This is a genomic window from Halomonas alkalicola, from assembly GCF_030704205.1.
GTDB classification, from domain to species: domain Bacteria; phylum Pseudomonadota; class Gammaproteobacteria; order Pseudomonadales; family Halomonadaceae; genus Halomonas; species Halomonas alkalicola.
Map to the genome: position 1 here is coordinate 301,626 of NZ_CP131913.1, position 26,510 is coordinate 328,135.

24 protein-coding genes are annotated in these 26,510 nt (G+C 69.0%); 12 read left to right on the forward strand and 12 right to left on the reverse strand.

All coding sequences use genetic code 11. The annotated features are described in order from the left end of the window. Positions 1–278 precede the first annotated feature (278 nt). On the forward strand, positions 279–1,001 hold the full coding sequence (locus tag B6N23_RS01460; protein ID WP_305501461.1) for a L,D-transpeptidase: 723 nt from the start codon (positions 279–281) through the stop codon (positions 999–1,001). Positions 1,002–1,011: 10 nt separating this feature from the next. Here B6N23_RS01460 and B6N23_RS01465 read toward each other — a convergent pair whose 3' ends face one another. Further along, complete coding sequence (locus B6N23_RS01465) at positions 1,012–1,476, reverse strand: hypothetical protein (RefSeq protein WP_305501462.1); 465 nt, start codon at positions 1,474–1,476, stop codon at positions 1,012–1,014. Between the two features lie 115 nt (positions 1,477–1,591). Further along, positions 1,592–2,827, reverse strand: coding sequence for a DUF4236 domain-containing protein (locus tag B6N23_RS01470; protein WP_305501463.1), 1,236 nt, complete (start codon positions 2,825–2,827; stop codon positions 1,592–1,594). 200 nt (positions 2,828–3,027) lie between these two features. On the opposite strand from B6N23_RS01470, the gene B6N23_RS01475 reads away from it, so the two are divergent. Further along, complete coding sequence (locus tag B6N23_RS01475) at positions 3,028–3,426, forward strand: antitoxin Xre-like helix-turn-helix domain-containing protein (RefSeq protein ID WP_305501464.1); 399 nt, start codon at positions 3,028–3,030, stop codon at positions 3,424–3,426. Further along, positions 3,420–4,112, forward strand: a complete 693-nt coding sequence (locus B6N23_RS01480; protein ID WP_305501465.1) for an RES family NAD+ phosphorylase — start codon at positions 3,420–3,422, stop codon at positions 4,110–4,112. Before B6N23_RS01475 ends, B6N23_RS01480 begins: the two co-directional genes overlap by 7 nt. 46 nt (positions 4,113–4,158) lie before the next feature. Here B6N23_RS01480 and B6N23_RS01485 read toward each other — a convergent pair whose 3' ends face one another. After that, entirely contained in the window at positions 4,159–5,583 is a 1,425-nt protein-coding gene (locus B6N23_RS01485; RefSeq protein WP_305501466.1) for a DNA recombination protein RmuC, read from the reverse strand. 238 nt (positions 5,584–5,821) lie between these two features. Between B6N23_RS01485 and B6N23_RS01490 the strand changes: the two genes are divergently transcribed. Further along, complete coding sequence (locus B6N23_RS01490) at positions 5,822–6,433, forward strand: superoxide dismutase (RefSeq protein WP_305501467.1); 612 nt, start codon at positions 5,822–5,824, stop codon at positions 6,431–6,433. An 86-nt stretch (positions 6,434–6,519) separates the two neighbouring features. Here the strand turns inward: B6N23_RS01490 and B6N23_RS01495 are convergent, their stop codons facing one another. The 4 genes from B6N23_RS01495 to B6N23_RS01510 are packed head-to-tail and all read right to left on the reverse strand — an operon-like array spanning position 6,520 to position 13,011. After that, positions 6,520–7,398, reverse strand: a complete 879-nt coding sequence (locus tag B6N23_RS01495; RefSeq protein WP_305501468.1) for a DUF7281 domain-containing protein — start codon at positions 7,396–7,398, stop codon at positions 6,520–6,522. Positions 7,399–7,418: 20 nt separating this feature from the next. Next, positions 7,419–8,666, reverse strand: a complete 1,248-nt coding sequence (locus B6N23_RS01500) for a hypothetical protein (protein ID WP_305501469.1) — start codon at positions 8,664–8,666, stop codon at positions 7,419–7,421. After that, positions 8,663–9,289: a condensin complex protein MksE gene (locus tag B6N23_RS01505; RefSeq protein WP_369425130.1), complete on the reverse strand. Its 627-nt coding sequence runs from the start codon at positions 9,287–9,289 to the stop codon at positions 8,663–8,665. Before B6N23_RS01505 ends, B6N23_RS01500 begins: the two co-directional genes overlap by 4 nt. Before the next feature lie 41 nt (positions 9,290–9,330). Next, positions 9,331–13,011: an ATP-binding protein gene (locus B6N23_RS01510; RefSeq protein ID WP_305501471.1), complete on the reverse strand. Its 3,681-nt coding sequence runs from the start codon at positions 13,009–13,011 to the stop codon at positions 9,331–9,333. A 538-nt stretch (positions 13,012–13,549) separates the two neighbouring features. Between B6N23_RS01510 and B6N23_RS01515 the strand changes: the two genes are divergently transcribed. Further along, complete coding sequence (locus tag B6N23_RS01515; protein ID WP_305501472.1) at positions 13,550–14,509, forward strand: zinc metalloprotease HtpX; 960 nt, start codon at positions 13,550–13,552, stop codon at positions 14,507–14,509. Positions 14,510–14,578: 69 nt separating this feature from the next. Here the strand turns inward: B6N23_RS01515 and B6N23_RS01520 are convergent, their stop codons facing one another. Next, positions 14,579–15,058 carry a Spy/CpxP family protein refolding chaperone gene (locus tag B6N23_RS01520; RefSeq protein ID WP_302138488.1) on the reverse strand — a complete coding sequence of 160 codons (480 nt, stop codon included), beginning with the start codon at positions 15,056–15,058 and terminating at the stop codon, positions 14,579–14,581. A 135-nt stretch (positions 15,059–15,193) separates the two neighbouring features. Here B6N23_RS01520 and nfo point away from each other — a divergent pair, with 135 nt between their 5' ends. The 5 genes from nfo to B6N23_RS01545 all read left to right on the forward strand — a co-directional run bounded on the left by nfo (position 15,194) and on the right by B6N23_RS01545 (position 19,449). Continuing rightward, on the forward strand, positions 15,194–16,042 hold the full coding sequence (gene nfo, locus B6N23_RS01525; protein WP_305501473.1) for a deoxyribonuclease IV: 849 nt from the start codon (positions 15,194–15,196) through the stop codon (positions 16,040–16,042). Further along, complete coding sequence (locus B6N23_RS01530) at positions 16,039–16,545, forward strand: GNAT family N-acetyltransferase (protein ID WP_119020931.1); 507 nt, start codon at positions 16,039–16,041, stop codon at positions 16,543–16,545. Before nfo ends, B6N23_RS01530 begins: the two co-directional genes overlap by 4 nt. Before the next feature lie 94 nt (positions 16,546–16,639). After that, entirely contained in the window at positions 16,640–17,635 is a 996-nt protein-coding gene (locus tag B6N23_RS01535; protein ID WP_305501474.1) for a TRAP transporter substrate-binding protein, read from the forward strand. A 66-nt stretch (positions 17,636–17,701) separates the two neighbouring features. Continuing rightward, a complete protein-coding gene (locus B6N23_RS01540; RefSeq protein WP_305503912.1) occupies positions 17,702–18,190 on the forward strand; it encodes a TRAP transporter small permease in 489 nt (162 codons plus the stop codon). After that, positions 18,187–19,449, forward strand: a complete 1,263-nt coding sequence (locus B6N23_RS01545) for a TRAP transporter large permease (protein WP_119020929.1) — start codon at positions 18,187–18,189, stop codon at positions 19,447–19,449. The genes B6N23_RS01540 and B6N23_RS01545 overlap by 4 nt, the downstream gene beginning before the upstream one ends. Before the next feature lie 27 nt (positions 19,450–19,476). Here B6N23_RS01545 and B6N23_RS01550 read toward each other — a convergent pair whose 3' ends face one another. Further along, positions 19,477–20,862, reverse strand: coding sequence for an FAD-binding oxidoreductase (locus B6N23_RS01550; RefSeq protein ID WP_305501475.1), 1,386 nt, complete (start codon positions 20,860–20,862; stop codon positions 19,477–19,479). Positions 20,863–20,929: 67 nt separating this feature from the next. Between B6N23_RS01550 and B6N23_RS01555 the strand changes: the two genes are divergently transcribed. After that, entirely contained in the window at positions 20,930–21,196 is a 267-nt protein-coding gene (locus B6N23_RS01555; protein ID WP_305501476.1) for a hypothetical protein, read from the forward strand. A gap of 17 nt (positions 21,197–21,213) precedes the next feature. On the opposite strand, the gene B6N23_RS01560 is transcribed toward B6N23_RS01555, so the two are convergent. The 3 genes from B6N23_RS01560 to B6N23_RS01570 all read right to left on the reverse strand — a co-directional run bounded on the left by B6N23_RS01560 (position 21,214) and on the right by B6N23_RS01570 (position 23,553). Next, entirely contained in the window at positions 21,214–21,837 is a 624-nt protein-coding gene (locus B6N23_RS01560; protein ID WP_305501477.1) for a DUF938 domain-containing protein, read from the reverse strand. Positions 21,838–21,864: 27 nt separating this feature from the next. Next, positions 21,865–22,992, reverse strand: a complete 1,128-nt coding sequence (rluF, locus tag B6N23_RS01565) for a 23S rRNA pseudouridine(2604) synthase RluF (protein ID WP_305501478.1) — start codon at positions 22,990–22,992, stop codon at positions 21,865–21,867. Between the two features lie 102 nt (positions 22,993–23,094). After that, a complete protein-coding gene (locus B6N23_RS01570; protein ID WP_305501479.1) occupies positions 23,095–23,553 on the reverse strand; it encodes a YchJ family protein in 459 nt (152 codons plus the stop codon). A gap of 180 nt (positions 23,554–23,733) precedes the next feature. On the opposite strand from B6N23_RS01570, the gene B6N23_RS01575 reads away from it, so the two are divergent. Next, entirely contained in the window at positions 23,734–26,502 is a 2,769-nt protein-coding gene (locus B6N23_RS01575) for a cation-translocating P-type ATPase (RefSeq protein WP_305501480.1), read from the forward strand. Positions 26,503–26,510 lie beyond the last annotated feature (8 nt).

Sequence of the window (26,510 nt, forward strand, 5' to 3'; positions counted from 1 at the left end):
CCCTCCCTCGGCTCACGCCGGGGAGTGACCTCGTCCTTTTCAAGAAGAAAGTGCAGAGGATGGCAGGCCAGCCCGACATCCTCTGTTGCTAACCCTCTAAACTCACAAAACTTGTTTCCCTAAGTCCATTTGTTGCCCTGGGCAGTCACCCAATCGGCTTAGGGTATCACCGGCGTGAACGGGCTCACAGTAGCCAAATCGGGATATGTAACGATTGTTGACCGTATAAGCAGCGATGACTGAAAGTGTCTTGAGCCTCTGCCAGCGGGCGCCGGGGCGTGGTAGATTCCTCCACCATCGCTCACTGCCGACCCTTACACACCATGCTGCCGCCCATGCTCATCCGCTCGCTCAAGCGCCTTGCCCTCTCCCCGCTGGCCCTGCTGGTTGCCCCCGGCCCTGCCAGCGCCTCGCTGATCGACACGACGGAGCCGCCGTCGACCTACGCCTCGGGCACACCGGGGCAGCACTTCCTGGATGACGTCGATACCGGGATCAGCCTGCTGCCCATCGAGGATGGGCGGGTGTGGCTGCACATCAGCGTGAAGGATCGCACCCTCTCCGTGGTGCGCGGCCGGCACGTGATCCATGAGATCCCCCACTTCGCCATCGGCATCAATGGCGCCGTCAACCTGCGCACCCGCGGCAGTGCCATGACCCCGAAGGGGGAGTTCCGGGTCGAGCGGATCAACCCCAACAGCCAGTACGCCACCTTCATCGGCATCAACTACCCGAACCCGAGGGTGGCCGACCAAGCCCTGTCGGAGGGGCTGATCACCGAGGAGGAGGCCGAGCGGATTCGCCGCCACTACCAGCAGCACCGCCTCTCCTACCCCAACACCACCCTGGGGGGCCATATCGGCATCCATGGCCTCGGCAACCGCGACCCCTTCCTGAACCAGCGGGTCGACTGGACCGAAGGCTGCCTGGCCGTCGAGAACGACCAGGTGCGCCTGCTCCACTCGCTGGTGGAGATCGATACGCCGGTGCTGATCCAGTAAGCCTGCCTGATCAGCCTGCCGTGGCCTGGGTGGCCGCGTGCAGGCGCCCGGCGCTCTCCTCCAGCTCCTGAACGATGCGTTCCATCACGGCGATCCTCGCGTCCAGGTAGTCCTGGGCCTCGTCGTCGGTGGCGTGGCGGCTATCCAGCACCGCCTGGCTGCCGGCGCTCTTCAGGGCCAGGGCCATGGCACGCAGGGTATCGGCGGTGCGGTGGGCCTGAGCGGCGTTCTCCAGTTCGGCATCGGCACCGTGGCGGAAGAAGATCGGTACCACGCTGTCATCGGCATCGAAGGTGATCGCATCGCGCAGGGCGAGTTCCGCCGAGGCGTAGGCGCTGGCGCCGCTGCCATAGCCGGCGCTGTCACGTACCACATGGCCGGCATGATCGAGGATACGCCACTCGTAGGGCTCGTCACCGTACACCTCGATGCAACCGGCTTCATACGGGCGGTCAATGCGGTGCTGGATGTTCATCTGGGTGGCCTCCCTATGGGGTCTCTGCGCCGGTTCCATGGCGGCGCGGGGCGCTGGTCATCAGCGTGATTCCAGCATAACCGCCACCCGGTCTCGCCGCCTTGACCTGGCACACCTACACCAGCTTAAGGGGCTCGATATCCCGGAAGATTCCGGTTCGCGTCATGTCGCGGCGCAGGGTGAAGGCCTCCATGGCGGCCACCGGGTCCACCTGGTCGAGGCGGTCGAAGTGGATCTTCCCCCACTGCTCCCGGCTCACCTTGACGCTGTAGAGGTACTGGTCGCGCTGGCCGCCGGTGGCGGGCTCGGGCACCTGACGATAGCCGGAGACGCGGGCCTCCACCACGGCGGGCAGGCGCGCGAACACCGCCCCCAGCACTCGAAAGGCGATGCCGTGGACATGGTCGCGGTAGAGCTCACGCTGGCGGGTGGCGCCGAGCTTGCGCGGACTGAGCCTGAGCTGCTTGGGGGGCATGCCCCAGTAGCGGTCCGGCATCTCCTCCTCGCCGGGCAGGTCGATATCCACGGCGATGGTGCGCAGGTCGCTACCCAGGTCGAAGTCGATCAGGGTCTCGCGGGGCCAGTCGATCTCCTCCAGCCGGTCGCGCAGCGTCTGCTCCATGGCCGCCGGATCGTCCCACACCTCCTCGCTCTCCCGGCGATGACGGGAGAATTCCGCCGCGTCGTGGTCGGCCTTGCGCCACTCCCAGGCCCGGTAATGCTCGTCGAATTCGTCGCGGCGCCGGCGATTCTCCTCCTCGAGGCGGCGCCTGGCCGGCGACCAGAGGGCATGGCGCAGGCCGGGAGCCTGAGGCTGGAACGGAGGCGGGGGCGGTTCGTCGAAGTCGCGCATGAGATAGCCTCCCGCCTCGGGCGGCGGTGTTTCCTCGTGCAGCCGCCCCAGGCGGTCGAGGTCGGCATTGAGCCGCTCGCAGTGGGCCAGCAGCTGTTCGCGAAGTGTTTCCTCGGCATGGCGGCGCAGCACCCGGGCCTCGGCGCTGCACAGGGGGGAGCCGTCGGCGTGGAAGTAGACGACCTGGCCGCCCTCCTCGACCTCCAACTGCACCGCCAGGCTGCCACCCTCGGCCAGCAGCGCCTCCAGCGCCGCCGCACGGCTGGCGGCCGTGGCGCCCGCGTCGGACTTGTCCTGCGTGCCCGCACCACCGCCAGCGTCGAGCCGGCGCCGGTAGGCCAGGCCGGTGCCGGGAAGACCCGCATGGCCGTGCACCCCGCTCGGCCCCATGCTCAGGCTGGCGCCGCGCGGCCCCACCGAGAGCCCCAGGCCGCGCTTGCCGAGGTTGAGGCGCACGCCGGGCGCCAGACGAATACGGCGCTGAAAACGAAAGGCCATCTCCACTCCCTGTTCCTGTGCCTGGCCCCTGCCGGGCCGCCCCAGCACTTCACCAAGAAAAGGCGCCATTGCCAACGCCGGCGGGCATCTTTTTCCGCCAGGTGGGGCACCATGGCGGGCGAGCTGTCTCTGCAAATACAAAATGGGCTATTATGTCTTTATAAATACAGAATCTTTATCAACACAGAGCGGGAGGCCCCATGCTCGACACTGCCACCCCGACCCATGACAAGGCCGCGGCCGCCGCAGGGCTCAAGACCGCGGTGCGTATCCTCGACCGCTGGGGCGCCAGCGGCGAGCAGGGCGAGGCGATCCTGCGCGTCTCCCACAGCACCTATGCCCGCGCCCGCCGGGGCGACCTGGCCGAGATCAAGCTCGACCGCGACCAGCTCACCCGCATCAGCTACCTGCTGAATATCCATGCGGCGCTGCGCATCCTGTTCGACAACCCGGCGAACCGCTACGGCTTCATGGCCATGGCCAACCACAACCCCTACTTCAATGGCCGCACCCCGCTGTCGCTGATCGGCGGCGGCGACATCGCCGCCCTCTACGAGACCTTCAAGCGCATCGACGCCCTGCGAGGCGCCCAGTGGTAACACCCGACGAGCTGCCCGCCCTGCCCCCCGGCAGGGTCCGCGGCCATCGGCTGGTCAACAGCAAGTTCCCGCCCATCGGCCTGTTCGACGATGTGGCCGATGCCGCCGAGTTCGAGGCCCTCTTCGCCCTGCAGGCGCTGACCCATCCGCGCCTGCAGACCGAGGCAGGCAACCTGGCGCTGCTGCCCAGGAACGAGATCCCCTTCGGTATTCGCGGCTGCAGCTATGCGGTGGCGCCCTTTACCCACGTCAACCCGGATGGCTCGCGGTTCAGCGACGGCAACTTCGGGGTCCTCTACCTGGCCGATGCGCTGGAGACCGCCATCGCCGAGGTGAGGCACCACCAGCAGGCCTACTGGCAGCGGGTGGAGGGGCTGCACTTCGAACGCTTCGTGTTCCGCGGCCTTGTGGCCGACATCGACGAGGCGGGCTGTCGCGACGGGCTATGCCTCCCCGCCGGTCACGCCATCTATCACCCGAGCGACTACGGCGCGTCCCGCGCCCTGGGCCATGCCCTGCGCGCCGCCGGCGAGCCCGGCCTGCGCTACCGCTCGGTACGCCGACAGGCCGCCACCTGCTGGGCACTGCTCACCCCCAGCCGGGTCTCCGGCATCGTCCAGGCCTGCCACCTGGAGATGATCTGGAACGGCAGCCTGACCGAGGTGAACCAGCTCAGCGCCCGATGACGGTGCCGCTGACGCACGACTCCCCGCAGATCAGGCCAGGATCCGCCTATCGTTCCCGGGCATCTGCCGGCGAGGTCTCGGCAGCGGGCTGCGTGGCAGTGCCCACCTCGAGCCCTGCACGCTCCACGAGCTCTGCGGGCAGCTCCTTCTTCACCGCCACGCCCAGCTCCTGGAACTCGCTGGCCTGCTTGATCAGGTTGCCCTTGCCGTTGACCAGCTGCCCCAGCGCCCTGTCGTAGCTGACCCGGGCGCCATCCAGCTTCCTGCCGACGTCCTGCATGCTCTCCAGAAAGGAGCCCAGCTTGTGGTAGAAGCGCTCCGCCTTCCTGGCCAGCTCAGCGCTGTGGCGGCTCTGGTTCTCGAAGCGCCACAGCTGGCCGACGATGTTCAGGCTGGTGAGCAGCGTGGTGGGCGTGGCCACCAGCACGTTGCGTTCGATGGCGCGCTGGTAGAGGGTGCCGTCGTGGCGCAGCGCCTCGATATAGGCCGACTCCACCGGAATGAACATGATCACCACCTCCGGCGAGTTGAGCCCCGGCAGGTCGTAGTAGTGCTTGTCGGCCAGCTCCTCGATGCGCGCGCCCACCGCCCGGGCGTGAGCCGCCAGCGACGTCTGACGGGTCAGCTCATCTTCGGCGTTGACGTACTCCAGGTAGGCGGCCAGCGACGTCTTGGCATCGATCACCAGGTGGCGCCCCTGAGGCAGGTAAACCAGCGCATCCGGGCGGCGCTTGCCCTCCTCGGTGGTAAAGCTCCTCTCGCGCTGGTAGTCCTGGCCCGGGCGCAGGCCCGCGCTGTCGAGGACGTTCTCCAGCATCAGCTCGCCCCAGTTGCCCTGCACCTTCTTCTGCCCCTTGAGCGCCTCGGTGAGACGCGCCGCCTGGTCGGTGATGTCACGGTTGAGCTGCTGCAGGTGCCTGAGCTCGGTGGTGAGGCTGGCCCGCTGAGCGGTCTCCTGGGTATGCAGGGTCTCCACCTTCTCGCGAAAGCCCTTCATCTCCTCCTGGAAGGGCTTGAGCAGCCCCAGCAGGTTGCGCTCGGAGAGCGACGAGAAGGCCTTGCCCTTCTGCTCGAGCAGCTCGTTGGCGAGGTTCTCGAACTCCACCCTGAGCTGTTGCTTGCTCTGCTCCATCCAGGCCAGCTGACGACTGAAGCTCGCCTCCTTCTCCTCCAGGCGGCTGGTCAGCTCGCCGTGGGTCTGTTTCAGGGCGTAATAGGCCTCTCGGAAGCGCTCGACCTCCCGCGCCCGGGCCGCCACGTCCTCGCGCTGTGTCTCCACCTCCCCCTCGGCCACCTGCAGCGCCACCGCCTGCTCGCGGGCCTCCAGCTGCTGGTCATGCAGCTCGGCGCGGGTGGCATCGAGCGCCCGGCGAGCGGCCTTGAGCCCGCCCCGACCCAGGGCGAAGCCCCCTGCCGCACCGAGCAGGAGGGCAACCAGGACGATGAGGGTGAGTTCCAGGTCGAGAGGCATGCAGGGCTCCGGGGGTGGGCTGGGGTCGGCGGCCTCGTCGATGAAGGCCCACGGACAGTCGATAACGGCGAGTCTACCTGGCGGCAGGCCTCGCTGGCGAAACCAGATCCAGACTAGCCGATTACCTTTGCCTATATAAGCCGATAATGATTCTTATTGGCCGATTCCAGCCGGCTCTGCCATGCTGTCGGGTGATCTTGAAGGAATACATTTCCCGACGACCGATGGAGGTGCAACCATGCCCCATAGCCTGCCCGATCTTCCCTATGCCTACGATGCCCTCGAGCCCCACATCGATGCGCTGACCATGGAGATCCACCACTCCCGGCACCACCAGACCTACATCAACAACCTCAACGCCGCCCTGGAGGGGACCGGCCTCGAGGAGGTGCCGGTGGACGAGCTGCTGGCCAACCTGGATCGCGTGCCGGCCGATAAGCGCCAGGCGGTGATCAACAACGGCGGCGGCCACTCCAACCACACCATGTTCTGGCAGATGATGTCGCCCGACGGCGGCGGTACACCCAAGGGCCAGGTGGCCCAGGCCATCGACAAGGAGCTCGGCGGCTTCGACGCCTTCAAGGAGGCCTTCACCCAGGCCGCCCTGGGGCGCTTCGGCAGCGGCTGGGCCTGGCTCTGCGTCACCCCCCAGAAGGGCCTGGTGGTGGAGAACTCCCTGAACCAGGACAGCCCCCTCTCCAACGGCAACACTCCGGTGCTGGGCCTGGACGTGTGGGAGCACGCCTACTACCTGAAATTCCAGAACAAGCGCCCGGACTACGTGGCCGAGTTCTTCAACGTCATCGACTGGGACGAGGTGGAGCGCCGCTACCAGGCCGCCATGGCCTGAACGTCCCACCCCTGACCCGGCGGTCCATGCCGCCGCCCTCCATCGCCGCGCCCCTCGGGTGCGGCGATGTCGTTGATGGCGTCGGGCTATCCCAGCGGCAGCAGCGCCAACGCCTCGTCGGGGCCGAACCACTGCTGGAGAAGACCGCGCTGTTCGCCCAGCAGCACGGCCAGGTGGCTGGCCAGCGGATGGTCTGCCGGCAGGCGCGCGGCGTGGTCGCGAAGCGATGCCTGCAGGGGAAACTGCTCCGCCGGGAGCTGCTCGCCGCTGGCCCGGTTCGAAATGAACGCCAGGGGCGGCAGCAGCAGGTGGGTCGCCCCGCTGCCCAGGGCGTTGTGAAGCCCCGCGGCATCGAAGTCGCCCAGGTAGAGGTGCGGCCTTCCGGTGGCGGACCAGTCGGCGGCCAGGGCGGCGAAGCCGCCGCCATAGTGGCGATCGCCGCGGTAGAGCACCAGCGGGCGGGACCAGCCGGCCAGCGCCGGTATCGCCGGGTCGAAGGCATAGAAGCTGTCGAGGTTCTCGACCTGGAGCAGCACGTCGAAGGCCTCCAGGGCGATCTCTCGGCGATCGAGGTCGAGGAAGTCCCGGGGCCGGCTCGCGAGGCCAGGGCGCGGATCGCCCGCGGGCAGGCTGGCCAGCACTCGCTGACGGCGCGGCGCTTCGCGCACGCTCTTGTGCTCGAGATTCCCGAGCCGCGCCTGCTCGGCGCTGGTCAACCCCGCCAGGGTGTCCTCGAGGCGGGGATGACCCAGGGCGCCCAGGGTGTCGTCGATGCGCTCGAGCAGATCGCGGTCCAGCCGCAGCCGGCCATGGGTCAGCCGCGGGCCGGGCTCGATGTCGTGAGCCTCGCACCAGGCGACGACCTCCTCCACCACCCGGCTGCGGCGCTTGTCGACCTGGGCCACCCGGCGCAGGGAGCGGGCGGCATCGAGCAGCAGGGTGCGGGCGCGGGACGAGAGATGCATGGAGCCTCCGGTGGGCTGATTCAGGCCTCCAGTTGAAGGATGACGTCGTGGATCAGCCGCAGGTGGTTGAAGGGGCTGGCCTGGGTCTCCTGCTGGCGCAGCCGGAAGGCTCGCTGCTCCCCCCGCGGCAGCCCCTGGTACTCGGCGATGACCTGGAACAGCCAGATCTCCTCGCCCCAGTCGAACTCGCCCTCCTGCAGGTACTCGAGTGCGCTGCGCGGCTCACCGCCGCCATCCACCACCGCGAGATAGAAGCGCTCCACGTCCTCCTTGAGCGCCTGATGGCGGGCGGCGACGAGGGTGGCCGCCTGAATCTGTGCGGCGCCGGCGGCAGTCACCGGCTCGGAGCGCGTTGCTGGCCTGGGCAGGCGATGAAGCAGCCCGGCCAGGGTGCTGCTGTCGGCGTCGTGGTCCAGAGCGGCGGCACCGGCGGCGATCAGCGGCGCGGCGCGGTTGACCAGCGCCGGCACCTCGCTGCGCCGGGCGTAGTTGCCGGGCACGAAGCCGGGATGCTCGCGCAGGAAGGCGGCCATGCCGGCCACCAGGCGGCTGCGCGCCTGCTGCTGGCGGAAGCGTGCCAGCAGCTCGATCATCCGCCGCTGCACCTCGCGCAGGCTGGTGTAATGGCGGCTGAGCTGGTGCTGCAGGCCGCTCACCAGGAGCTTGCGCAGGGCGCCGTCGCCCCCTACCAGCTCGATCAACTCGGTGAAGTCGATCAGCGCCAGGCCGTCGAGCAGGCGCACGATCTGTTTCTGGGCCCGCTCGTTCTCGCGGATCTTGTCGCCCAGCCGGCTGACGAAGCCGAAGTCGCTGTTGAGGCGGCGCCACAGGCTGTCGATGGCGTCGGCGAAGCGGCCGTTGAGGTCGTCCACCTCCTGGCGCAGGCGCAGCAGCTGCTGCTCCTGGCGCCAGTAGTCGCCGGCATCCCGCGCCTCGCGGTAGCTCTGCACCAGGCTGCGCAGGAGCTCCAGGGACTCGGCGACGTCGGCGTTGACGTGGCGGCGGGTCTCGTCGGCCAGCATCTCGGCGATCAGCTCGCGCACCTTGGGGGCCAGCTTGACCCCGCCCTGCTCGTCCGGGCGCCACAGGATGCGCGCGGCGAGAAGCCGGTTCAGCGCGGTCTTGCTCAGCCCGGCCAGCGGCACCTCGTCCCGGGCGTAGCCGGCCATCAGCGTCTCGGCGTGCTTGCCGAGCAGCGCCAGCCGCTCGGTGCCGGTGCTGATCAGCCGGCTCTCCAGGGCGTGAGGGTCGCCGACGCCCCCCGTCACAGCAGGCTCTCCTGACCGGCCGGCGCCTGGTCATCGATGGGCAGGTGCTCCTCGTCGCGGATGAAGCGCACCAGGTCGATCAGGTAGTCGATCTTGGCGGTCACCACGTAGTACTGCCGGTCGGCGTGGGGCTGGAGCAGGTAGCCGTGCTCCCTGAGCCGCTTGAAGACCTGCTTGATCTGGGCGTCGAGCTGCTCGCTCTGGGAGCCGAAGAAGGGGTCGGTGGCGAGGCGCTCGAGGCGCTCGCGCAGGCCCTGGTTGTCCTCGCAGCGGGAACTGAAGTCCGCGGGCTTGAGCACGTCCCCCGCGGAGGCCAGGCCATCGCGCCCCAGGGTCTCCTGGACCAGCTGCAGCCACTCCAGCAGCGGCAGCAGGCTTGAGACCGTCTCGGCCAGCTGCCGGGAGAGCTGCTCCCGGGCGGCCTCGTCGAGCACGCGCCAGGCCAGAAAGTAGACGCTGCCCTCGTCGCTGGTGGCCAGGCGGCGGTTGAGCGGGCGCAGGTAGGCATCGAGCCGTTCGCGGGTCGCCTCGTCCTCGAGACGGCGAAAGGCGCTCTCGTCGCTCACCGCGCAGATGAACTCGCCGGCCAGCAGGCGTTCGAGCAGGGGGCCCAGCTCGACCATGGAAGGCGCCACCATGGCGCCTTCGCTGTGGATCATATCGCTCATGAGGCGGCCTCCTCGGCACGGGCCTGGAGGCGCTGGGCCAGGCGGCTCAGGCGCGGCTCGATGCGCTTGAGGCGGCGCTTCTCCGGGGCCGCCTCGTCGCGGTCGATCAGGTAGCGATTGTGGAACAGCAGCAGCACGTCCGACTCCGGGTTGGGGAAGGCGCCGACGATATGGATGCGGTTGTTGTCACAGGCGTCGAACAGTTTCTCGACGTTGTGATAGGCCAGGGTGCCGATCTCGTCGATGGGCCAGTGGATGGCGATCTCGGCCTGGCCCCGCAGCAGCCGGGTGAAGGCGAGCAGGAACTTGCACAGGATCAGGTAGGCCATGCCGTGGCTGGAGGACTCCAGCAGCTGGCGGTCGTTACGGATCACCAGGTCGGTGCCACCCTCATTGAGGTGCAGCTCCAGGCGCAGCAGGCTCTCGAAGCTGTACTGCTGGTCGCTACGCAACAGCTCCACCACGTCGGCCAGGGCATCGAGGTAGTCGTCACTGGGCAGCGGCTGGCCGGACTCCCGCCACTCCCGATAGCGCTGGGCAAAGCGCTTGAGCGGCTCCCAGAAGCCCAGCTCGTCGATGGTGGACTGGATCTTAACCTCGGCGCGGCCGATGCCCTCCAGCCGGAGGTCGTCGGCCACCTCGTCGGAGAGCCGCCGGCTCTGGGCGTTGATGCGGCGGTTGAGGTCGCGGAACACGGTGAAGAACTTGTCGAGGTCGTCGCTGAGGTTGCGCCCCTCTTGCAGCAGCTGCTGTTGCTGGCCCTCGAGCAGCTGGAGCATGTCGCGCAGCACCCCGAGCAGGCGGCGCGGGCCAGGATCCTCGAGCTTGGCGCGCTCGGTCTCCAGGGCGTCCTGGAAGTCGGCGCTGGCCCCCTTGACCAGCTCGACCTCGATCTTCTCGCAGCCGCGACGCAGCTCGTCGAGCTGGCGGGCGTGGTCGGCCAGCGCCTGGCGGGCGCGCTCGATGCGCTCGGCGGCATCGCCCGGCGCTTCGCCGCGGGGCTCGGCGGCGGGCGCCAGCGCCAGGTCGGCGAGCTTGTCGAGCAGCGGCACCAGGGTCTCCACCAGCGCCTGCTCGGCGTCGCGGCGGACCTTGAGCTCGCCCACCGCGGCCTGGTGCGCCTGGCTGGCCGCACGGAAGTCGGCCCTGTGCTTCTCGCGCTCGCGCTCCGCCGCCTGGCGTTCGCGGTCGAGCGACGCCTCCTTCTCTACCAGCCGGGGCTTGCGCTCGCCCCACTCCACGCGCATGAAGCGGGCGTAGTCGTCGAGCTCCTCGCGGCGCGCCTCGGTCGCACGGATGCGCTTGCCGAGGGCCTCGAGGCGGGTGCGGGTCTCTCCGAGGCGGACGGTGTCGACGCCCTGCTCGGCGAGCTCGCGATCGAAGGCGGCCTGCAGCTCCTCGCGCTGGCGGCGGTTCTCTTCCTTGAGCTCGCCGAGCTGACGGCGGTATTGCTGGATCTGCTGTTCGAAGCCGGACAGCCGACCCTGGTAGTCGGCGGTCAGCTCGAGGCCCTGGGCGCGGTGGGTCTCCGCCAGTGCCGCCAGGGCACGCTGTCGCTCCTCGCTCAACGCCTGCTGGGTCGCCTGCTGCTCCTCCAGGGCCGCGCGGCAGGCGAGCTGGCGGGCCTGCTGGGCGTTAGCGTGGCGCTCCTGGCACTGGCGACGGGCCTGCAGAGCGTACTCCACCTCCTCGCCGGCACGCCGGCTGGCGCTGCGCCCGCGATCGAGGCGCGCGGTGGCTTCCTGCACCGTGTCATGGCGCGCCCTGAGGGCCTTCTCCGCCGCCTGGATCGCCGCCTGGGCCTCGCCGAGCGCCTGCTCGGCGGCCTCGATCTCGGCCAGCAGGCTTGCCTCGTCCTGGGCGTAGTCGGGCAGCGCGATGGCGGAGAGGTCCAGCGCCAGGCCGAAGAGGTCGTCGCTGGCCTCGTCGTTGAACTGAGGCGCCAGGTCGCGACGCTCAAGCAGCGCCGGGGCGATCACCTTGCCGAGGGTCACTTCCCAGCCCGGGCGATGGTGACGCAGGAAGTGGCGCAGGCTGCCCTGGGCGGGGTCGCGCTGCACCCGCAGCGTCTCGAGGTGCGCCTCGGCCCGGGAGCGCTGCGCGCGGGCCAGCTCCAACTCGCGCTCGGCGACCTCCCGCGCCTGCCGGCGCTCATCCAGCTCGCTGCGCAGGCTGTCGACCGCCGCCGTGGCGGCCTGCTGCTCGCTGCGGGCCTGATCGACCCGCGCCTGGGCGAGCTCGGCCTCGCGGGCCTCCTCCGCGGTCTGGGCGGTGTGGGCCAGCTGCGCCTTGAGCTCGGAGAGCCGGGCGGTGCCCTGCTCCAGGCGGCTGCGGTAGTCGTCGTCCAGGGCCTGGCGGCGCGCCTGGTAGTCGGCCTCGAGGCGGCTCTGCGCCTCGCGCTGGGCCTCCAGGCAGCCCTCCTTCTCCTCGCCCAGGGCGTCGATCAGCGCCTGGATCTCGTCGCGGCGCTGCTCCAGCAGGTCGCCCAGCTCCACCAGGCGGGCCTCGAGCCGCGCCTTGCTCGCCTGGAACGCCTGCTCCATGAGTTCGAGGTGGTCACGCAGCTGCTGCTGCTGCTCACGCCACTGGGGCAGCGCCTTGAGGTCCTGCTCGAGGCCCGGCATGTCGGCCTCCTCATAGGCCTCGAAGCGGCGCTGCAAGTCGTCCAGGTCCCCGCGGGTCTTGTCCAGCTCGCTGTCGAGCTCGCTTGCACGATCGTTGAGGGCATCGCGGGTCTCGCGGTAGGCCTGCTCCTGGGCCTGGAAGTCGCGCTGGCGCTGGCCGAGCTCGGCCTCGAGGTCGGCCCGGGTGCGCTCGGCGCGGTGGCGGTCGGCTTCGAGCTGTGGCCTGAGCTGCCACAGCGAGGCCTCGAGGTCGGCGAGCTCGCGATCGAGGCTCTCGAGGGCGGCCAGGGAACGCTGCAGGGGGTCCAGGCGCATGGACTGGCGCATACGGGCGATCCACTCCCGCGCCTTGGTGTTGCGAATGCGGGTGACCGGCAGCTCGACGCCGTCCTCCTCGAAGATCGCCGCCAGCATGGTCTTGAGGGTGTCCATCTTGCCCTCCTTGGCGTGTACTGCCGAGACCAGCTTCTCCATATGGCGGATGCGCTGCCCCGGGCGCACCAGGCTGAAGCGGGCGGCCACCTGGCGCAGGCGCAGCCCGTCGCGGCTGTTGGCCCGGGGCTGGGCATCACCGACCTGGGTGAAGTCGTTCTGGATCACCGAGCGATATTCGGAGGTGGCGCCGAACTTGGGGGACAGCGAGACCCCCTGGCGACGCAGGCCGTTGGCCCACTGGGCGTAGTCCAGGGCCGTCACCCCGGCCTCACTCTCCACCAGGTAGTCCTCGGGCCGATAGGGCGCGCCGACGAAGCGGTACTCCACGCCGCCCTCGCTCCTGCGGGTCAGCACCGCCTGGCAGACATCCCCCTCCTCGCGGCGATACTCGTAGACGAGGTAGCTGTTGCGGTGGGGCAAGTAGAAGGCATCGAACTTGAGCCGGGTGCGTGGGACGACCCGGTTGGGCAGCTCGCCGTAGAACACCGGCACCAGGCGCTGCAGGGTCGTCTTCCCCGAGGCGTTGGTACCGCAGATGTTGGTGTGGCCATCCACACTGAGTTCGACCACGCCGTCCAGGTGGCCGTGAATCATCACGATGCGTAGCAGCTGGGCCATGCCGCGTCCTTGATGCTTGCCGTTGGGATCGAGGCCTGGCGGTCGGCGCCGGGCGATCCTGTGCCTTTTGGAAACGGCAAAGTATGCTGCAAAGCAGGGGGTGACACAAAGACGAAAGGGGACGGGCGGGAGGTCAATCGAGGGGGCGAAGCGGACGGCTCGAACGGATTGGTCGTCTCAGCCGTAAAGCGTCGGGGGCCCTCCCTGGCCCTGCGCCATCATCGTGTCAAACGCTGATAATCAGACGATGTAGGCGCGAATGGCGTCACTGGCGGCGCGCTGCGCCATGGCGGTGGTGGCCCAGTACTCGAGCACTTCGCTGTCCAGAACGATCGCTTGGGTGGAAGTTGACATGGCGTGTCTCCTTGGTAGGGAAAATACTATATAACCCAGGATTTTCGACATTTCAATGCGCGGAATCAATTTCCATATTGTTGCGTGAGCGTAACGATTTTTAACGAAAACAGCCCGTTACGCCAGAATCGCAAACAACATCAGCGAGTTGCCCTCTCCCCATTGAGAGTCATCAGGAGCCATCGTGACCCATCGCCTGGCCGCCCAGCGGCTCAGAAACGCCCTGCAGCACCTGCTGATCCTGGCCGGTCTGGCCCTGCTGCTGGCGGTGCCCGGCTACCTGCTGGCGGGCGCCTTCGGGGTGGCCTGGGCCTTCGGTCTGGTAGCGCTGACCCTCTATCTGGGCGGGCGCATCCCACCGCGCCTGGCGCTCGCCCGCGCCAATGCCGGCCTGCTGCGCCGTCACCAGGCGCCGGCGCTCTACCGGGTGCTGGATCTGCTCTATCGCCGTGCAGGGATTCGCGCCGAACCCCAGCTCTTCTACGTGCCGTCGGCGGACCTCAACGCCTTCGCCGTGGGGGACGCCCGCGAGGGGGGCATCGCCCTCACCGACGGCCTGGTGCGCACCCTCGACCTGCGCCAGCTGGCCGGGGTGCTGGCCCACGAGGTGAGCCACCTGCGCCACGGGGATACCCGGGTCATGTCCATGGCGGCGACCATGACGCGCCTGACCATCTGGGGCGCCTTCCTGGTGCAGCTGGGGCTTGTGCTGATGCTGCCCATGGTGCTGGCCGGAGAGCTCAGGATGCCCTGGCTGGAGCTGCTGGTGGTGGCCCTGGCGCCTTCGGCCAGCACCCTGCTGCAGCTGGCGTTGTCGCGCAACCGGGAGTTCACCGCGGACCTCGAGGCGGCTGCGCTGACCCGGGATCCGCTGGGCCTGGCCGGGGCCCTTCAGGTGCTGGAGCGCCGCCAGGGGCTGTGGCTGTCGGCCCTGCTGCTCGGTGGCCGCCCGCCGGGCTGGTTCCGCCTGCTGCAGACCCACCCGCCCACCGACGAGCGCGTCCGCCGGCTGCTCGCCCTGGCCCGACTCCAGCCGCCGCGGCCCTCCTCCCCCCGCCCCCATCGCCCCGATAAGGGGCTGGTGGTGAACCGGCCGTCGCCCCTGGGACACCGCCACTGGCTGGGGCGCAGGCCAGGGCGGTAACGCAAGAGGCGACCCCGAAGGGTCGCCTCTTGATCGCGCCAGGGCCCCGCTCTGCGAGGGGCCTTCGGCTTATTCGGCTGGCATCTGCTGCTGTTGCATCTGCTCCTGCATCTGGCGCATCTGCGCCTCCTGCTCCTCGGCCAGGCGCTCGAGCTCGTCGCGCTGCTCCGCGGTCAGGGTGGACTGGATGCGGGCCTGCATCAGGGCGCTCTCGGCGGTCATGTCACCAGTGAGCTGGCCGAGCCGCTCGGCGTCACGGCGAATGGCGGCCTCATCGAACTCCGGGCCGATCTGCTCGTGGATCTGCATCTGCACGCCCTGGGCCTCGGCCTGCAGCGACTGCAGCCGCTCCTGGCCATCGGTCAGCAGCGCGACCAGCTCCTGCTCCTGGCTGTCGTCCAGATTCACCAGCTCGTCGAGCTGGGCCACCTGCTGTTCGGCGCTGGGCGCGCCCTGGGGCATCTGCTGGGCCACGGCGGGGGCGGCCAGGGCGAAGGTCAGGGCAAGGGCGCTGCTGCCGATCACGGCGAGGGGCTTGGCAAATGTCATGCAATCTCCTGAAAAATCATGGGTATCCAATGACCCTAGCATGCCGCTGGTGGAGATGACACCCCGCACCCCACGGCGAGTTGCGCTAGAATCCCGAGCCATTCCCGAGACAGCAGCGGAGCCATCCCGTTCACCATGAAATATATCGGAGCCCACGTCAGCGCCGCGGGCGGCGTCGATCAGGCGGTACTGCGCGCCGTCGAGATCGGCGCCAACGCCTTCGCCCTGTTCACCAAGAACCAGCGCCAGTGGAACGCCAAGCCGCTGGATGATGCCACCGTCGAGGCGTTCCGTGCCGCCTGCCGCCGGCACGGCTTCGGCCCGGGGCAGATCCTTCCCCACGACAGCTACCTGATCAACCTCGGCCACCCGGAAGCGGAGGGCCTGGCCAAGTCCCGGGCGGCCTTCGTCGACGAGATGCAGCGCTGCGAGCGGCTAGGCATCGACCTGCTCAACTTTCATCCGGGCAGCCACCTGAAGAAGATCAGTGAGTCCGAGTGTCTCGCTCGCATCGCCGAGTCGATCAACGAGGCGCTGACCCGGACCCGCGGCGTCACCGCGGTGATCGAGAACACCGCCGGCCAGGGCAGCAACCTGGGCTGGCGATTCGAGCATCTGGCCGAGATCATCGAGCAGGTGGAGGACAAGGGTCGCGTCGGCGTCTGCCTCGATACCTGCCACGCCTTCGCCGCCGGCTACGACCTGCGCAGCGCCGAGGCGACCACCGCCATGCTCGACGAGTTCGAGCGGGTGGTGGGCATCGAGTACCTCAAGGGCATGCACCTCAACGACGCCAAGAGCGAACTCGGCAGCCGGGTCGACCGCCACCACAGCCTGGGCCAGGGCAATATCGGCCTTGCCTGCTTCACCACCCTGATGCGCGATGCGCGCACCGACGGCATCCCCCTGGTGCTGGAGACCATCGAGCCGGCCATCTGGGCCGAGGAGATCGCCTGGCTGCGCGCCCAGCAGGAGGCACCATGACGACGGGTTCATCGCCGATCGGCATTCGCGCCTACGATCCCGCCGACTGGCCCGCCGTCTGGGCGATGCTCGAGCCGGTATTCCGCGCCGGGGAGACCTACGCCGTGCCCCGCGACATCGGCGAGCAGGACGCCCACCGGATGTGGGTCGAGCTGCCCCGGGCGGTGCGGGTGGCGGTCGATGCGCAGGGCACCCTGCTCGGCACCTACTACCTCAAGGCCAACCAGGCCGGCCCCGGCAACCACGTGGCCAACTGCGGCTATATCGTCGCCGCGCAGGCCCGCGGCCTCGGCGTCGCCGGTCGGATGTGCGAGCACTCCCTGGGGCTGGCTCGCGAGCTCGGCTTCAGCGCCATGCAGTACAACCTGGTGGTGGCCACCAACGAGGTGGCGGTCAAGCTGTGGCAGAGGCACGGCTTCGCCATCGCCGGCACCCTGCCCCGGGCCTTTCGCCACCCCGTGCACGGCCCGGTGGACGCCCACGTGATGTATCGGCTGCTGTAGCCGTCGCCGAAGCCATTGACCGGCCTCCCCGGGGCGGTGCATGCTCGGCAGGGCATCGAACCGCAAGACGCTGACACTACAAAGGAAACCAATAATGAAAGGCTTCGTACGCAGCACGCTGGCCATGGGCATCTCGCTTGCCATGATGGCCTCCGCCAACGCCTCCGAGTTCGCCGAGATGGACCCAGTCACCCTGCGCCTGGCCCACGTGGTCAACGAGCAGGACGGCTTCCATATCGCCGCCGTGAAGTTCCAGGAGCTGGTCCAGGAGCGCACCGAGGGTGCGGTCTCCGTGGACCTCTACCCCAACGCCAGCCTGGGCGACGAGCGCACCCTGCTCGAGGGCATGCAGATCGGCACCGTGGACATGGGGGTGATCACCAACGGTCCGGTGGCCAACTTCGTCGAGGAGATGGCGGTCTTCGAACTGCCCTTCCTGTTCCCGAGCCCCGAGGCCGCCTACGAGGTGCTCGACGGCCCCATCGGCCAGGAGCTCCTCGACAAGCTCGCCGAGGTCAACCTCAAGGGCCTGGCCTACGCCGAGCGCGGGTTTCGCAACCTGACCAACAGCGAGCGTCCGGTATCGAGCCCCGACGACCTCGACGGCCTGCGCATCCGCGTGATGGAAAACCCGGTCTACACCGACACCTTCCGCGAGCTCGGCGCCAACGCCATCCCCATGGCCTGGACCGAGGCGCTGACCGCCATGCAGCAGGGCACCATCGACGGCCAGGAGAACCCGGTCAACGTCATCCACTCCTTCAAGCTCAACGAGACCCAGGCGCACATGACGCTGACCCGGCACACCTATGCACCGGCGCTCTTCGTGATGGGCATGCCGAGCTGGAACCAGCTGCCCGAGGCCGCCCAGGAGGTGCTGGTGCAGGCCGCCCAGGAGGCCGCCGAGCATGAGCGCCGCGTCAACGCCGAGATGGAGGCGGAGCAGCTGGCCGAACTGCGCGAGGCGGGCATGCAGATCATCGACGATGCCGACCTCGAGGCCTTCCAGGCCGCCGTGGCGCCGGTCTACGAGAAGTACGGCGAGCAGTTCGGCGACTATCTCGAGCGCATCCGCGAGGCGCTGGAATAAGTGAACCCGCTTGCGCGCTACCTGCTGCGACCCCTGCAGTGGAGTGAGCGCGCCCTCGACGCCGTCATGCAGCCCGTGGTCTTCGCGGGCATGGCGGCGTTGATCGGCGTGATCACACTGCAGATCGTCTCGCGGGTCTTTTTCACGGCGGTGGGCTGGACCGAGGAGGTCGCCCGCTTCCTGCTGGTGTGGATCACCTTCCTCGCCGCCACCCTCGCCTTCCAGCGCGGGCGCCATATCGCCGTGACCTTCGTGGTGGACGCCCTGCCGCTGCGCCTGCGCCAGCTCGCGCGCATCGCCGCGGTGCTGGTGGCGCTGGGCTTCATGGTCGCGCTGGTGGTGATCGGCCATCGCTACATGCAGGTGCAGAGCTTCCAGAAGTCCGCCTCGCTGCGCCTCTCCATGACCTATGTCTACGCCGTCATCCCGCTCTCGGCGGCGATCATGGCCTGGTACGCCCTGGTCGACCTGCTGGAGCTGCTGATCCAGGGGCCGGATGCCGCCCGCGACGATGACAAGGGTGGCAGCGGCACAGCCGAGGAGCCTCTGCCATGACCGGCGTGCTGTTCCTGCTCTTCTTCCTCTTCATGCTGCTGGGGGTCCCCATCGCCCTGGCCATCGGCGCCAGCACCCTGCTGGCCCTGAACGCCCAGGGCGTGCCGCTGATGGTGGTTACCCAGCAGATGTTCCAGGGCATCAACTCATTCGCCCTGGTGGCGGTGCCCATGTTCATCCTTGCCGGGGACCTGATGGCCCAGGGCAAGGTGAGCGAGAAGCTGGTCGACTTCGCCGATGCTCTGTTCGGCTTCCTCAAGGGCGGGCTCTCCATCGTCTCGGTGGGCGCCGGCATGTTCTTCGCAGCGATCTCGGGCTCCGGCGCCGCCACCACCGCCGCGGTGGGCTCGAGCCTGGTGCCGGAGCTGCGCAAGAAGGGCTACGACCCGGCCTCGGCGGCCAGCCTGATCGCCGCCAGCGGCACCATCGGCGTGGTGATCCCCCCCTCGGTGCCGATGATCATCTACGCGGTGATCGCCCAGCAGTCGGTCTCGAAGCTGTTCCTGAGTGGCATCCTGCCGGGGATCGCCATGGGGCTGGGACTCGGCACCATCGCCATCGTCCAGGCCTACCGCCGCAACTACCCCCGCGGCACCGAGCTCTCGCTGGCCACCATCTGGCGCACCTTCCTGAGCGCGAGCTGGGGACTCATGACCCCGGTGATCATCCTGGGCGGCATCTTCTCGGGGATCTTCACCCCCAGCGAGGCGGCGGTGGTGGCGGTGAACTACGCCCTGCTGGTGTCGCTGTTCGTCTACCGCGACCTCGGCCTTGCCGACGTCTACCGCATCCTGATCCGCTCGGCGATCACCACCTCGGTGATCATGCTGGTGATCGCCACCTCGGCGGTGCTGAGCTGGACCCTCTCCAGTTGGCAGGTGCCCGGCGCCATCGCAAGCGCCGTGCTCTCGCTCTCCACCGACCCGCTGGTGATCATGCTGCTGATCGTGGCGGTGATCCTGCTCACCGGGGTCTTCATCGAGACTGCCAGTGCGCTCATCATCCTCACCCCGGTGCTGCTGCCGCTGGTGACCCAGCTCGGCATCGACCCGATCCACTTCGGCATCATCATCGTGATGGGGCTCGCCATCGGGATGATCACCCCACCGGTGGCGATCAACCTCTACGTCGCCTCCTCGGTGACCCAGCTGCCGCTGGAGCGCATCACCCGGGCGATCCTCCCCTATCTGCTGGGGCTGATCGCGGTGCTGCTGCTGGTGGTCTACGTGCCGATACTCGCGGGCTGGTCCGGCGCCTGAGCGGCGCCGGATGTCACGCCCTGGCGCTCACCCCAGCACCTTGCCGGGGTTGAGCAGGCCATGGGGGTCTAGGGCCTGCTTGAGCAGGCGCATGGTGGCGATCTCCGTCTCGCTGCGACTGAGGCTCAGGTAGTCGCGCTTCTCCAGGCCGATGCCATGCTCGGCAGAGATCGAGCCGCCGATCTCGGCCAGCGGCGCATAGACCAGCTGCTCCACCGCCCGACGGCTCTCGGCGCCGCCGTCTCGCACCGTGATCATCAGGTGCAGATTGCCGTCGCCCAGGTGGCCGAAGGTGACCAGCCGCGCGACCCCGGGCCAGGCCTCGGCCAGGCGCTGCTCCAGCGCCTCCACATAGGCCTCCATGGCGGGAATCGGCAGGCTGACGTCGAAGGAGAACATCGGATTGAGCGTGCGCACCAGCACCTCGATGTCCTCGCGGATCGCCCAGATCGCCTGGCGCTGGGCCTCGGAGCTCGCCAGCACCGCGTCGGTGATCAGCTCCGCCTCGAAGGCCTCCTCCAGCAGCGCCTGGAACTGCTCGGCGTCGTGCTCGGCGTCCATGCCCTGGCTCTCGAGGATGGCGTAGAAGGGCGAATCGGTGGCCAGCGGCGGGGTATGGGCGCCGCTCTCCTCGGTCATCAGCCGGTAGTGGCTGTTCCACAGCGCCTCGAAGGCGCTCAGCCCGATGCGCAGGGGCGCCAGGTTGAGCAGGCTGGTCAGCGCCGCGAAGCTGGGTACCGCCACCAGGGCGCACTGCTCGCTGGCCAGGGCCGGCTGCAGGCGCAGCACGGCACGGGTGACGATGCCGAGCGTCCCCTCGCTGCCGATGAAGAGCTGCTTCAGGTCGAAACCGGCGTTGTTCTTGAGCATGTGATTCATGGAGCTCAGCACGCGGCCGTCGGCCAGCACCGCCTCGAGCCCCAGCCCCAGCACCTGCTGGCGCATCATGCCGTAGCGGATCACCCGGATGCCGCCAGCGTTGGTGGCGATGTTACCGCCGATGGTGCAGGAGCCTCGGGCGCCCAGGTCCAGCGGGAACTGCATGCCGATCTCGGCGGCGGCCTCCTGGACCCGCTGCAGCGGCGCCCCGGCCTGGACGGTGAGGGTGCCACCCACCGGGTCGATCGCCTCGATGGCGCTCATGCGCTCCAGGGAGATCGCAAGCTCACTGGGCGCCGCCACCGCACCGTGCACCACCCCGGTCAGGCCGCCGTGGGTGACCACCGGCTGGCGAGCCGCATGGCAGAGGGCCATGACGCGGCTGAGCTGCTCGGTATTCCCGGGTCGCACGATGGCCGCGGCCTCGCAGGGGGCCGAGGTGAACCAGTCGACGCTGCGCTGGCGCACGGCCTCACCGGTCAGAAGGTTCTCGGGGCCGACGATCTCGGCGATCTCATCAAGCAGTTGCTGCATGGTGGATTCCTGTAATGCCTTGTTCTGCCGTCATTCTCCCCCAACCCTCTTCCCAGGGCGAGCGGCGATGGGTAATGTCGACAGGCCGCGGGCCCTGGCCGCCCGACTCTCCCGACACTGCCATCAAGGATGCCGCATGCTCTCCAAGCGCTCGACCCTGCTCGCGACCCTGCTGTTCGGCCCACTGCTGCTCGCCGGCTGTACCACTTACACCTTTCCCGACGGTAGCCAGGAGACCCTGTGGGGCGTGCCCACCGACGACGAGACGCTGACCCGCGAGGAGCGCGACCGCCAGGCGCCCCGCTACCGGGTGCCCGGCGAGATGCCGGAGTAATCCTGCGGGGCGGGCCCTCAGGCGGTGGAGAGGGCCTGCCCCCTGACGAGGACCACGCTGAGGTTGTTGGCGGGCATATCCATGACTCGCTCGAGCTCGAGGCCATGGCACGTCGCCTCGGCCACGACCGCCTCGAGGTCGCGCACGCCCCAGCGCGGATCGTGGCGCCTGAGGCTGGCGTCGAAGGCGGCGTTGCTGGGCGCTGTGTGCTCGCCGCCCCGCCGATAGGGACCGTAGAGATAGAGCGTGCCGCCCGGCACCAGGCGCTCACCGGCGCGAGCCATCAACGCCTCGGTGACCGCCCAGGGCGAGATATGCAGCAGGTTGATGGCCACGATGGCGTCGAAGGACTCTGCCGGCCAGCCGTCGGGCTCGGTGGCGTCGAGATGCCGCGGCGCGGCCAGGTTGGGCAGCGCCGCCGTCTCGCGCCAGGCGGCGATGGAGGCCAGCGCCTCGTCGGTGGGATCGCTGGGCTGCCAGTGCCAGCCGGGCATGGCGCCGGCGCAGTAGAGGGCATGTTCGCCGCTGCCGCTGGCCACCTCCAGTATACGGGCCCGCTCGGGCAGGACCTGGCGCAGCACCTTGAGGATCGGCTGGCGGTTGCGGGCCGCGGCGGGACTGTGGAGACGGGCATCGCTCATGGTGACTCTCGGTCGAGGGAGGAATCGCTACTTCTTTCTGCCCCGGGGCTTGCCGACCACGCCGCCCTTGGGTCCCGGCCCCGAGGAGCGCCCGCCCCTGGCCGGCCCTGCTCCGGGTTTCCGGGTGCCAGAGGGCTTGGCGCCGGCCTTCTTCGGGCTCCCCGCCCTGGCGCTCGGCGTCTTGCCGCCCGCTCCCTTGGCACCCGCCACCTTGCCACCTGCGGCCTTGCCCGGGGGCGCGCTGCCGCCTGACGCCTTGCGCCTACCGGGCTTACCGCTGGCCGGCTTGCCGCCGGCAGCCGTGCCACCCTCGCCGCGGCGCGGCGTACCGCCCTGCCGCCCCCCCGCCCCGGAGCTCGCTGCCTTGCCGGTCCCTGCCCTGCCACCCTGGCGCCGGGCAGAGCGGCGGCCGGGGGACTGGGCCTCGGAGGTGGAGTGCTCGGTCATGGCGAGGATCGTCGACACCTCGGCGGGCGTCAGGTCCCGCCAGTCGCCCTCGGCGAGCCCCTTGAGGGTGACGTTCATGATGCGCAGACGCTCCAGCTTGACCACCTCGTAGCCGAACACCTCGCACATGCGGCGAATCTGGCGGTTCAAGCCCTGGACCAGGGTGATGTTGAAGACGAAGCGGGACTCCTTGACCACCGGGCACTTCTTGGTGACCTCTCCGAGGATCGGCACGCCACCTCCCATCCCGGCGATGAAGTCATCGGTGATGGGCTTGTTGACGGTGACGCGGTACTCCTTCTCGTGCTGGTTGCTCGCCCTCAGGATGCGGTTGACCAGGTCGCCGTTGTTGGTCAGGAAGATCAACCCCTGGGAGTCCTTGTCCAGCCGGCCGATGGGGAAGATGCGCGCCCCATGGCCGACGAAGTCGACGATATTGGCCTTCTCGCTCGGCTCGGTGGTGCTGACGATGCCCACCGGCTTGTTGAGGGCGATGAAGACCAGGTCCTCCTCTTCCAGCTCCAGCGGCTCGACGAGCTGGCCGTTGACCTTGACCACGCTGCCCGGGAAGACCTGGTCACCGGGGGTGGCGCGCCTGCCGTCGATGCGCACGTTGCCCTGTTCGATGTAGCGGTCGGCTTCTCGTCGCGAGCACATGCCGCTTTCGCTGATGTACTTGTTGATCCGCTTGGAGAGGGTCTGGGCCATGGGACGCGTCCGGAACGTGGGGTGAAAGGGCCGAGGTGGCGAGGCTATCAGCCCGGCAGTGTAAGGGCTGACCCGGCTGACGGCCAGCCGACGAGGAAGGGCCTAGCCTGCTCCGCAGCACGCCTTGAGCTTGCGACCGCTGCCGCAGGGGCAGGGTTCGTTGCGGCCGGGCTTGAGGCGGCTCAGCGTGGGGCGTCCCTCCAGGTAATACCACCGTCCGGCCTCCCTGCGAAAGCGCGAGGCCTCCTCCAGCACCCCGAAGCGCCGCCCCTCACGGAAGGTGGCGCGGAAATGCACGTGACCGCTATCGCCGTCTTCGTTGCTCTCCAGCACCTCGAGGCGCAGCCAGCGGGTGGTCGGATCCGGGGCGAGCTCGGCCGGGCGAGAGCTGGCATGCCAGCTCTCCAGCAGGTAGCCGGTGAGATCCAGGCAGAAGGCGCTGTAGCGCGAGCGCATCAGCGCCTCGGGGGTAGGCGCCGGCTCCCCGGCGTGGTAGCGGCCACAGCACTGGGCCAGGGACTGGCCGCTGCCGCAGGGACAGGCGGGGCGTGCGTGGGTCATCACGGTTCCTCGTCGGGGTTTTCGCCCCATGTTAACAGGGCCCTGCGACCGCCTCGACTCCGCTCTCATCCCCCTTGTGCTCAATGAATTGGCGCGTCAACCTGTCCTGGATCATTGCACTGCAACATGCTGTATGCTAGTTCTCTGGAAGTACCCGCCCACCAGCGCCGGAGGTAGAGGATGACCGACCCAAAACGCAGCGAGACCACCGCCTGGCACGCCCTGGCCGCCGACGAGGCTCTCGAGCGCCTCGACAGCTCGACCGATGGGCTTGCCGCCAGCGACGCCGAGCGGCGCCTCAAGGAGTATGGCCCCAACGAGCTCAAGCAGGCGGAGGCACGGCCCTGGTGGAAGCGGCTGCTGGAGCAGTTCAACAATATCCTGATGCTGGTGCTGATCGTGGCGGCCATCGCCAGCCTCGCCCTGGGCCACACCCTGGATGCCGGGGCGATCTTCGGGGTGGTGCTGATCATCGCCCTGATCGGCTTCATCCAGGAGGGCAAGGCGGAGCAGGCCCTGGAGAGCATCCGCCAGATGCTCTCCCCCCAGGCCAATGTGCTGCGTGACGGCAAGCGCCAGACCATTCCCGCCGAGGAACTGGTGCCCGGTGATATCGTGCTGGTGGAGAGCGGCGACCGGGTGCCGGCGGACCTGCGCCTGCTGGAGGCGCGGCGCTTTCGCACCGAGGAGGCGTCGCTGACCGGTGAATCCACCCCGGTGGACAAGAACACCGAGGCGACCGCGGAGGACGCCGACCTGGGCGACCGCACCAGCATGGCCTTTGCCAGCACCATCGTGGTCCAGGGCAACGCCCGGGGCCTGGTGGTGGAGACCGCCGCCAACACCGAGATCGGCCGCATCTCCGAGATGCTGCGCGGCGTCGAGAAGCTCAAGACGCCGCTGCTGCGCCAGATCGACCGCGCCGGGCAGGTGCTGGCCCTCTTCATCCTCGCCGCGGCGGTGCTTACCGGCACCTTCGGGGTGCTGGTTCACGCTCAGCCCCTGGGCGACATGTTCATGGCGGCGGTGGGCCTCGCCGTGGCGGCGATCCCCGAGGGGATGCCCGCCATCGTCACCATCGGTCTGGCGCTCGGCGTGCAGACCATGGCGAAGAAGAACGCCATCATCCGCCGCCTGCCGGCGGTGGAAACCCTGGGCTCCATCTCCACCATCTTCTCCGACAAGACCGGCACCCTGACCCGCAACGAGATGACCGCCCAGGCCATCTGGCTACCGTCCGGGGAGGTGCGCATCGAAGGGATCGGCTTCGCCCCGGAGGGGAGCTTCCACCGCGTCAGCGACGGCGAGCCCGACCGCGAGGCGCTGGACCTGGACGAGGATCATGCCCTGCGCCACTTCCTCAAGGTGGGAGTGCTCTGCAACGACGCCGAACTGGGCGAGGAGCAGGGCCGCTGGAAGATCCACGGCGACCCCACCGAAGGGGCCCTGGTGGTCGCCGCCGCCAAGGCGGGGCTGACCACCGACGAGCTGCGCGGCAAGCACGACCGCCACGACGCCATCCCCTTCGAGTCCGAGCGCAAGTACATGGCCACCCTGCACAAGCTGGAGGGCGAACAGCTGCTGCTGGTCAAGGGCGCGCCGGACCGCCTGCTCGAGATGTGCCACAGGGTGCGCGACGACGGCAACGACATCGAGCTCGACGTCGGCCTCTGGGAGGAGCGCATCAACGACCTCTCATCCCGGGGCCTGCGCGTGCTGGCGCTGGCAGAGAAGCGGGTCCGCGACATCCATGAACTGGCCGACGAGCACGCCGAGGAGGAGCTGGTGCTGCTGGGCCTGGTGGGGCTGCTCGACCCGCCGCGGGACGAGGCCATCGAGGCGGTCAAGGAGTGCCTGGCCGCCGGCATCCGCCCGGTGATGATCACCGGCGACCATGCGGTGACGGCACTCGCCATCGCCAGGCAGCTGGGCTTCGCCCACACCGAGCGCGCTATCACCGGCCGCGAGATCGAGGCGATGTCCGATGCCGAACTCGAGGAGGTGATCCTGGAGGTGGACGTCTTCGCCCGCGCCGCGCCGGAGCACAAGCTGCGCCTGGTGAAGGCGATGCAGGCCCGCGGCGGCATCTGCGCCATGACCGGCGACGGGGTCAACGACGGCCCGGCCCTGAAGCGTGCCGATGTGGGCGTGGCCATGGGCATCCAGGGCACCGAGGCCGCCAAGGAGGCCGCCGAGATGGTGCTGGCCGACGACAACTTCGCCACCATCGTCGGCGCCATCCGCGAGGGGCGCAAGGTCTACGACAATATCCGCAAGACCATCACCTTCATCCTGCCCACCAACGGCGGCCAGGGCCTCGCCATCATGCTCGCCGTGCTGGCCGGCTCCACCCTGCCGGTGACCCCGCTCCAGGCGCTCTGGGTCAACATGGTGGTGGCGGTGACCCTGGGCCTGGCGCTCGCCTTCGAGCACGCCGAGAAGGACATCATGACCCGCAAGCCCCGGGACCCCGACGCCTCCCTGCTCGACCTCTTCCTGCTGTGGCGGGTGGTGTTCGTCTCGATGCTGCTGCTGGTCGGCGTCTTCGGCATGTTCAGCTGGATCCAGGCCCAGGGCGGCAGCGTGGAGCTCGCCCGCACCGGCGCGGTCAACATGCTGGTGATGGGCAGCGCCGCCTACCTGATCAACAGTCGCTACCTGCTGCGCAGCACCCTCTCCTTCGCGGGGATCTTCGGCAGCCGCCCGGTGTGGGGCTCCATCGGCACTATCGTGGCGCTGCAGCTGGCCTGGACCTACCTGCCCTTCATGCAGGTGATCTTTGCCAGCGAAGGGCTCGGCCTCGGCCACTGGGGCGTGATCGTCGCCGGCAGCCTGGCCATCTACCTGATCGTGGAACTCGAAAAGCGGGTGCTGCGCGCCCGGGGCGTCAGCGGCCAGGCCACCGCCAACCACGGCCAGGGCGGTCACACCGGGCTTGAGTCCGGCTAGGCGCCGAA

Excerpts from the sequence above, each read along its gene's own strand:
- B6N23_RS01470 (WP_305501463.1), bottom strand. The coding sequence starts at position 2,827 with ATGGCCTTTCGTTTTCAGCGCCGTATTCGTCTGGCGCCCGGCGTGCGC.
- B6N23_RS01520 (WP_302138488.1), bottom strand. The coding sequence starts at position 15,058 with ATGACATTTGCCAAGCCCCTCGCCGTGATCGGCAGCAGCGCCCTTGCC.
- B6N23_RS01485 (WP_305501466.1), bottom strand. The coding sequence starts at position 5,583 with ATGCCTCTCGACCTGGAACTCACCCTCATCGTCCTGGTTGCCCTCCTG.
- B6N23_RS01540 (WP_305503912.1), top strand. The coding sequence starts at position 17,702 with ATGCAGCCCGTGGTCTTCGCGGGCATGGCGGCGTTGATCGGCGTGATC.
- B6N23_RS01505 (WP_369425130.1), bottom strand. The coding sequence starts at position 9,289 with ATGGTCGAGCTGGGCCCCCTGCTCGAACGCCTGCTGGCCGGCGAGTTC.
- nfo (WP_305501473.1), top strand. The coding sequence starts at position 15,194 with ATGAAATATATCGGAGCCCACGTCAGCGCCGCGGGCGGCGTCGATCAG.
- B6N23_RS01490 (WP_305501467.1), top strand. The coding sequence starts at position 5,822 with ATGCCCCATAGCCTGCCCGATCTTCCCTATGCCTACGATGCCCTCGAG.
- B6N23_RS01475 (WP_305501464.1), top strand. The coding sequence starts at position 3,028 with ATGCTCGACACTGCCACCCCGACCCATGACAAGGCCGCGGCCGCCGCA.
- B6N23_RS01510 (WP_305501471.1), bottom strand. The coding sequence starts at position 13,011 with ATGGCCCAGCTGCTACGCATCGTGATGATTCACGGCCACCTGGACGGC.
- B6N23_RS01555 (WP_305501476.1), top strand. The coding sequence starts at position 20,930 with ATGGGTAATGTCGACAGGCCGCGGGCCCTGGCCGCCCGACTCTCCCGA.
- B6N23_RS01495 (WP_305501468.1), bottom strand. The coding sequence starts at position 7,398 with ATGCATCTCTCGTCCCGCGCCCGCACCCTGCTGCTCGATGCCGCCCGC.
- B6N23_RS01530 (WP_119020931.1), top strand. The coding sequence starts at position 16,039 with ATGACGACGGGTTCATCGCCGATCGGCATTCGCGCCTACGATCCCGCC.
- rluF (WP_305501478.1), bottom strand. The coding sequence starts at position 22,992 with ATGGCCCAGACCCTCTCCAAGCGGATCAACAAGTACATCAGCGAAAGC.
- B6N23_RS01570 (WP_305501479.1), bottom strand. The coding sequence starts at position 23,553 with ATGACCCACGCACGCCCCGCCTGTCCCTGCGGCAGCGGCCAGTCCCTG.
- B6N23_RS01465 (WP_305501462.1), bottom strand. The coding sequence starts at position 1,476 with ATGAACATCCAGCACCGCATTGACCGCCCGTATGAAGCCGGTTGCATC.
- B6N23_RS01560 (WP_305501477.1), bottom strand. The coding sequence starts at position 21,837 with ATGAGCGATGCCCGTCTCCACAGTCCCGCCGCGGCCCGCAACCGCCAG.
- B6N23_RS01545 (WP_119020929.1), top strand. The coding sequence starts at position 18,187 with ATGACCGGCGTGCTGTTCCTGCTCTTCTTCCTCTTCATGCTGCTGGGG.
- B6N23_RS01535 (WP_305501474.1), top strand. The coding sequence starts at position 16,640 with ATGAAAGGCTTCGTACGCAGCACGCTGGCCATGGGCATCTCGCTTGCC.
- B6N23_RS01550 (WP_305501475.1), bottom strand. The coding sequence starts at position 20,862 with ATGCAGCAACTGCTTGATGAGATCGCCGAGATCGTCGGCCCCGAGAAC.
- B6N23_RS01575 (WP_305501480.1), top strand. The coding sequence starts at position 23,734 with ATGACCGACCCAAAACGCAGCGAGACCACCGCCTGGCACGCCCTGGCC.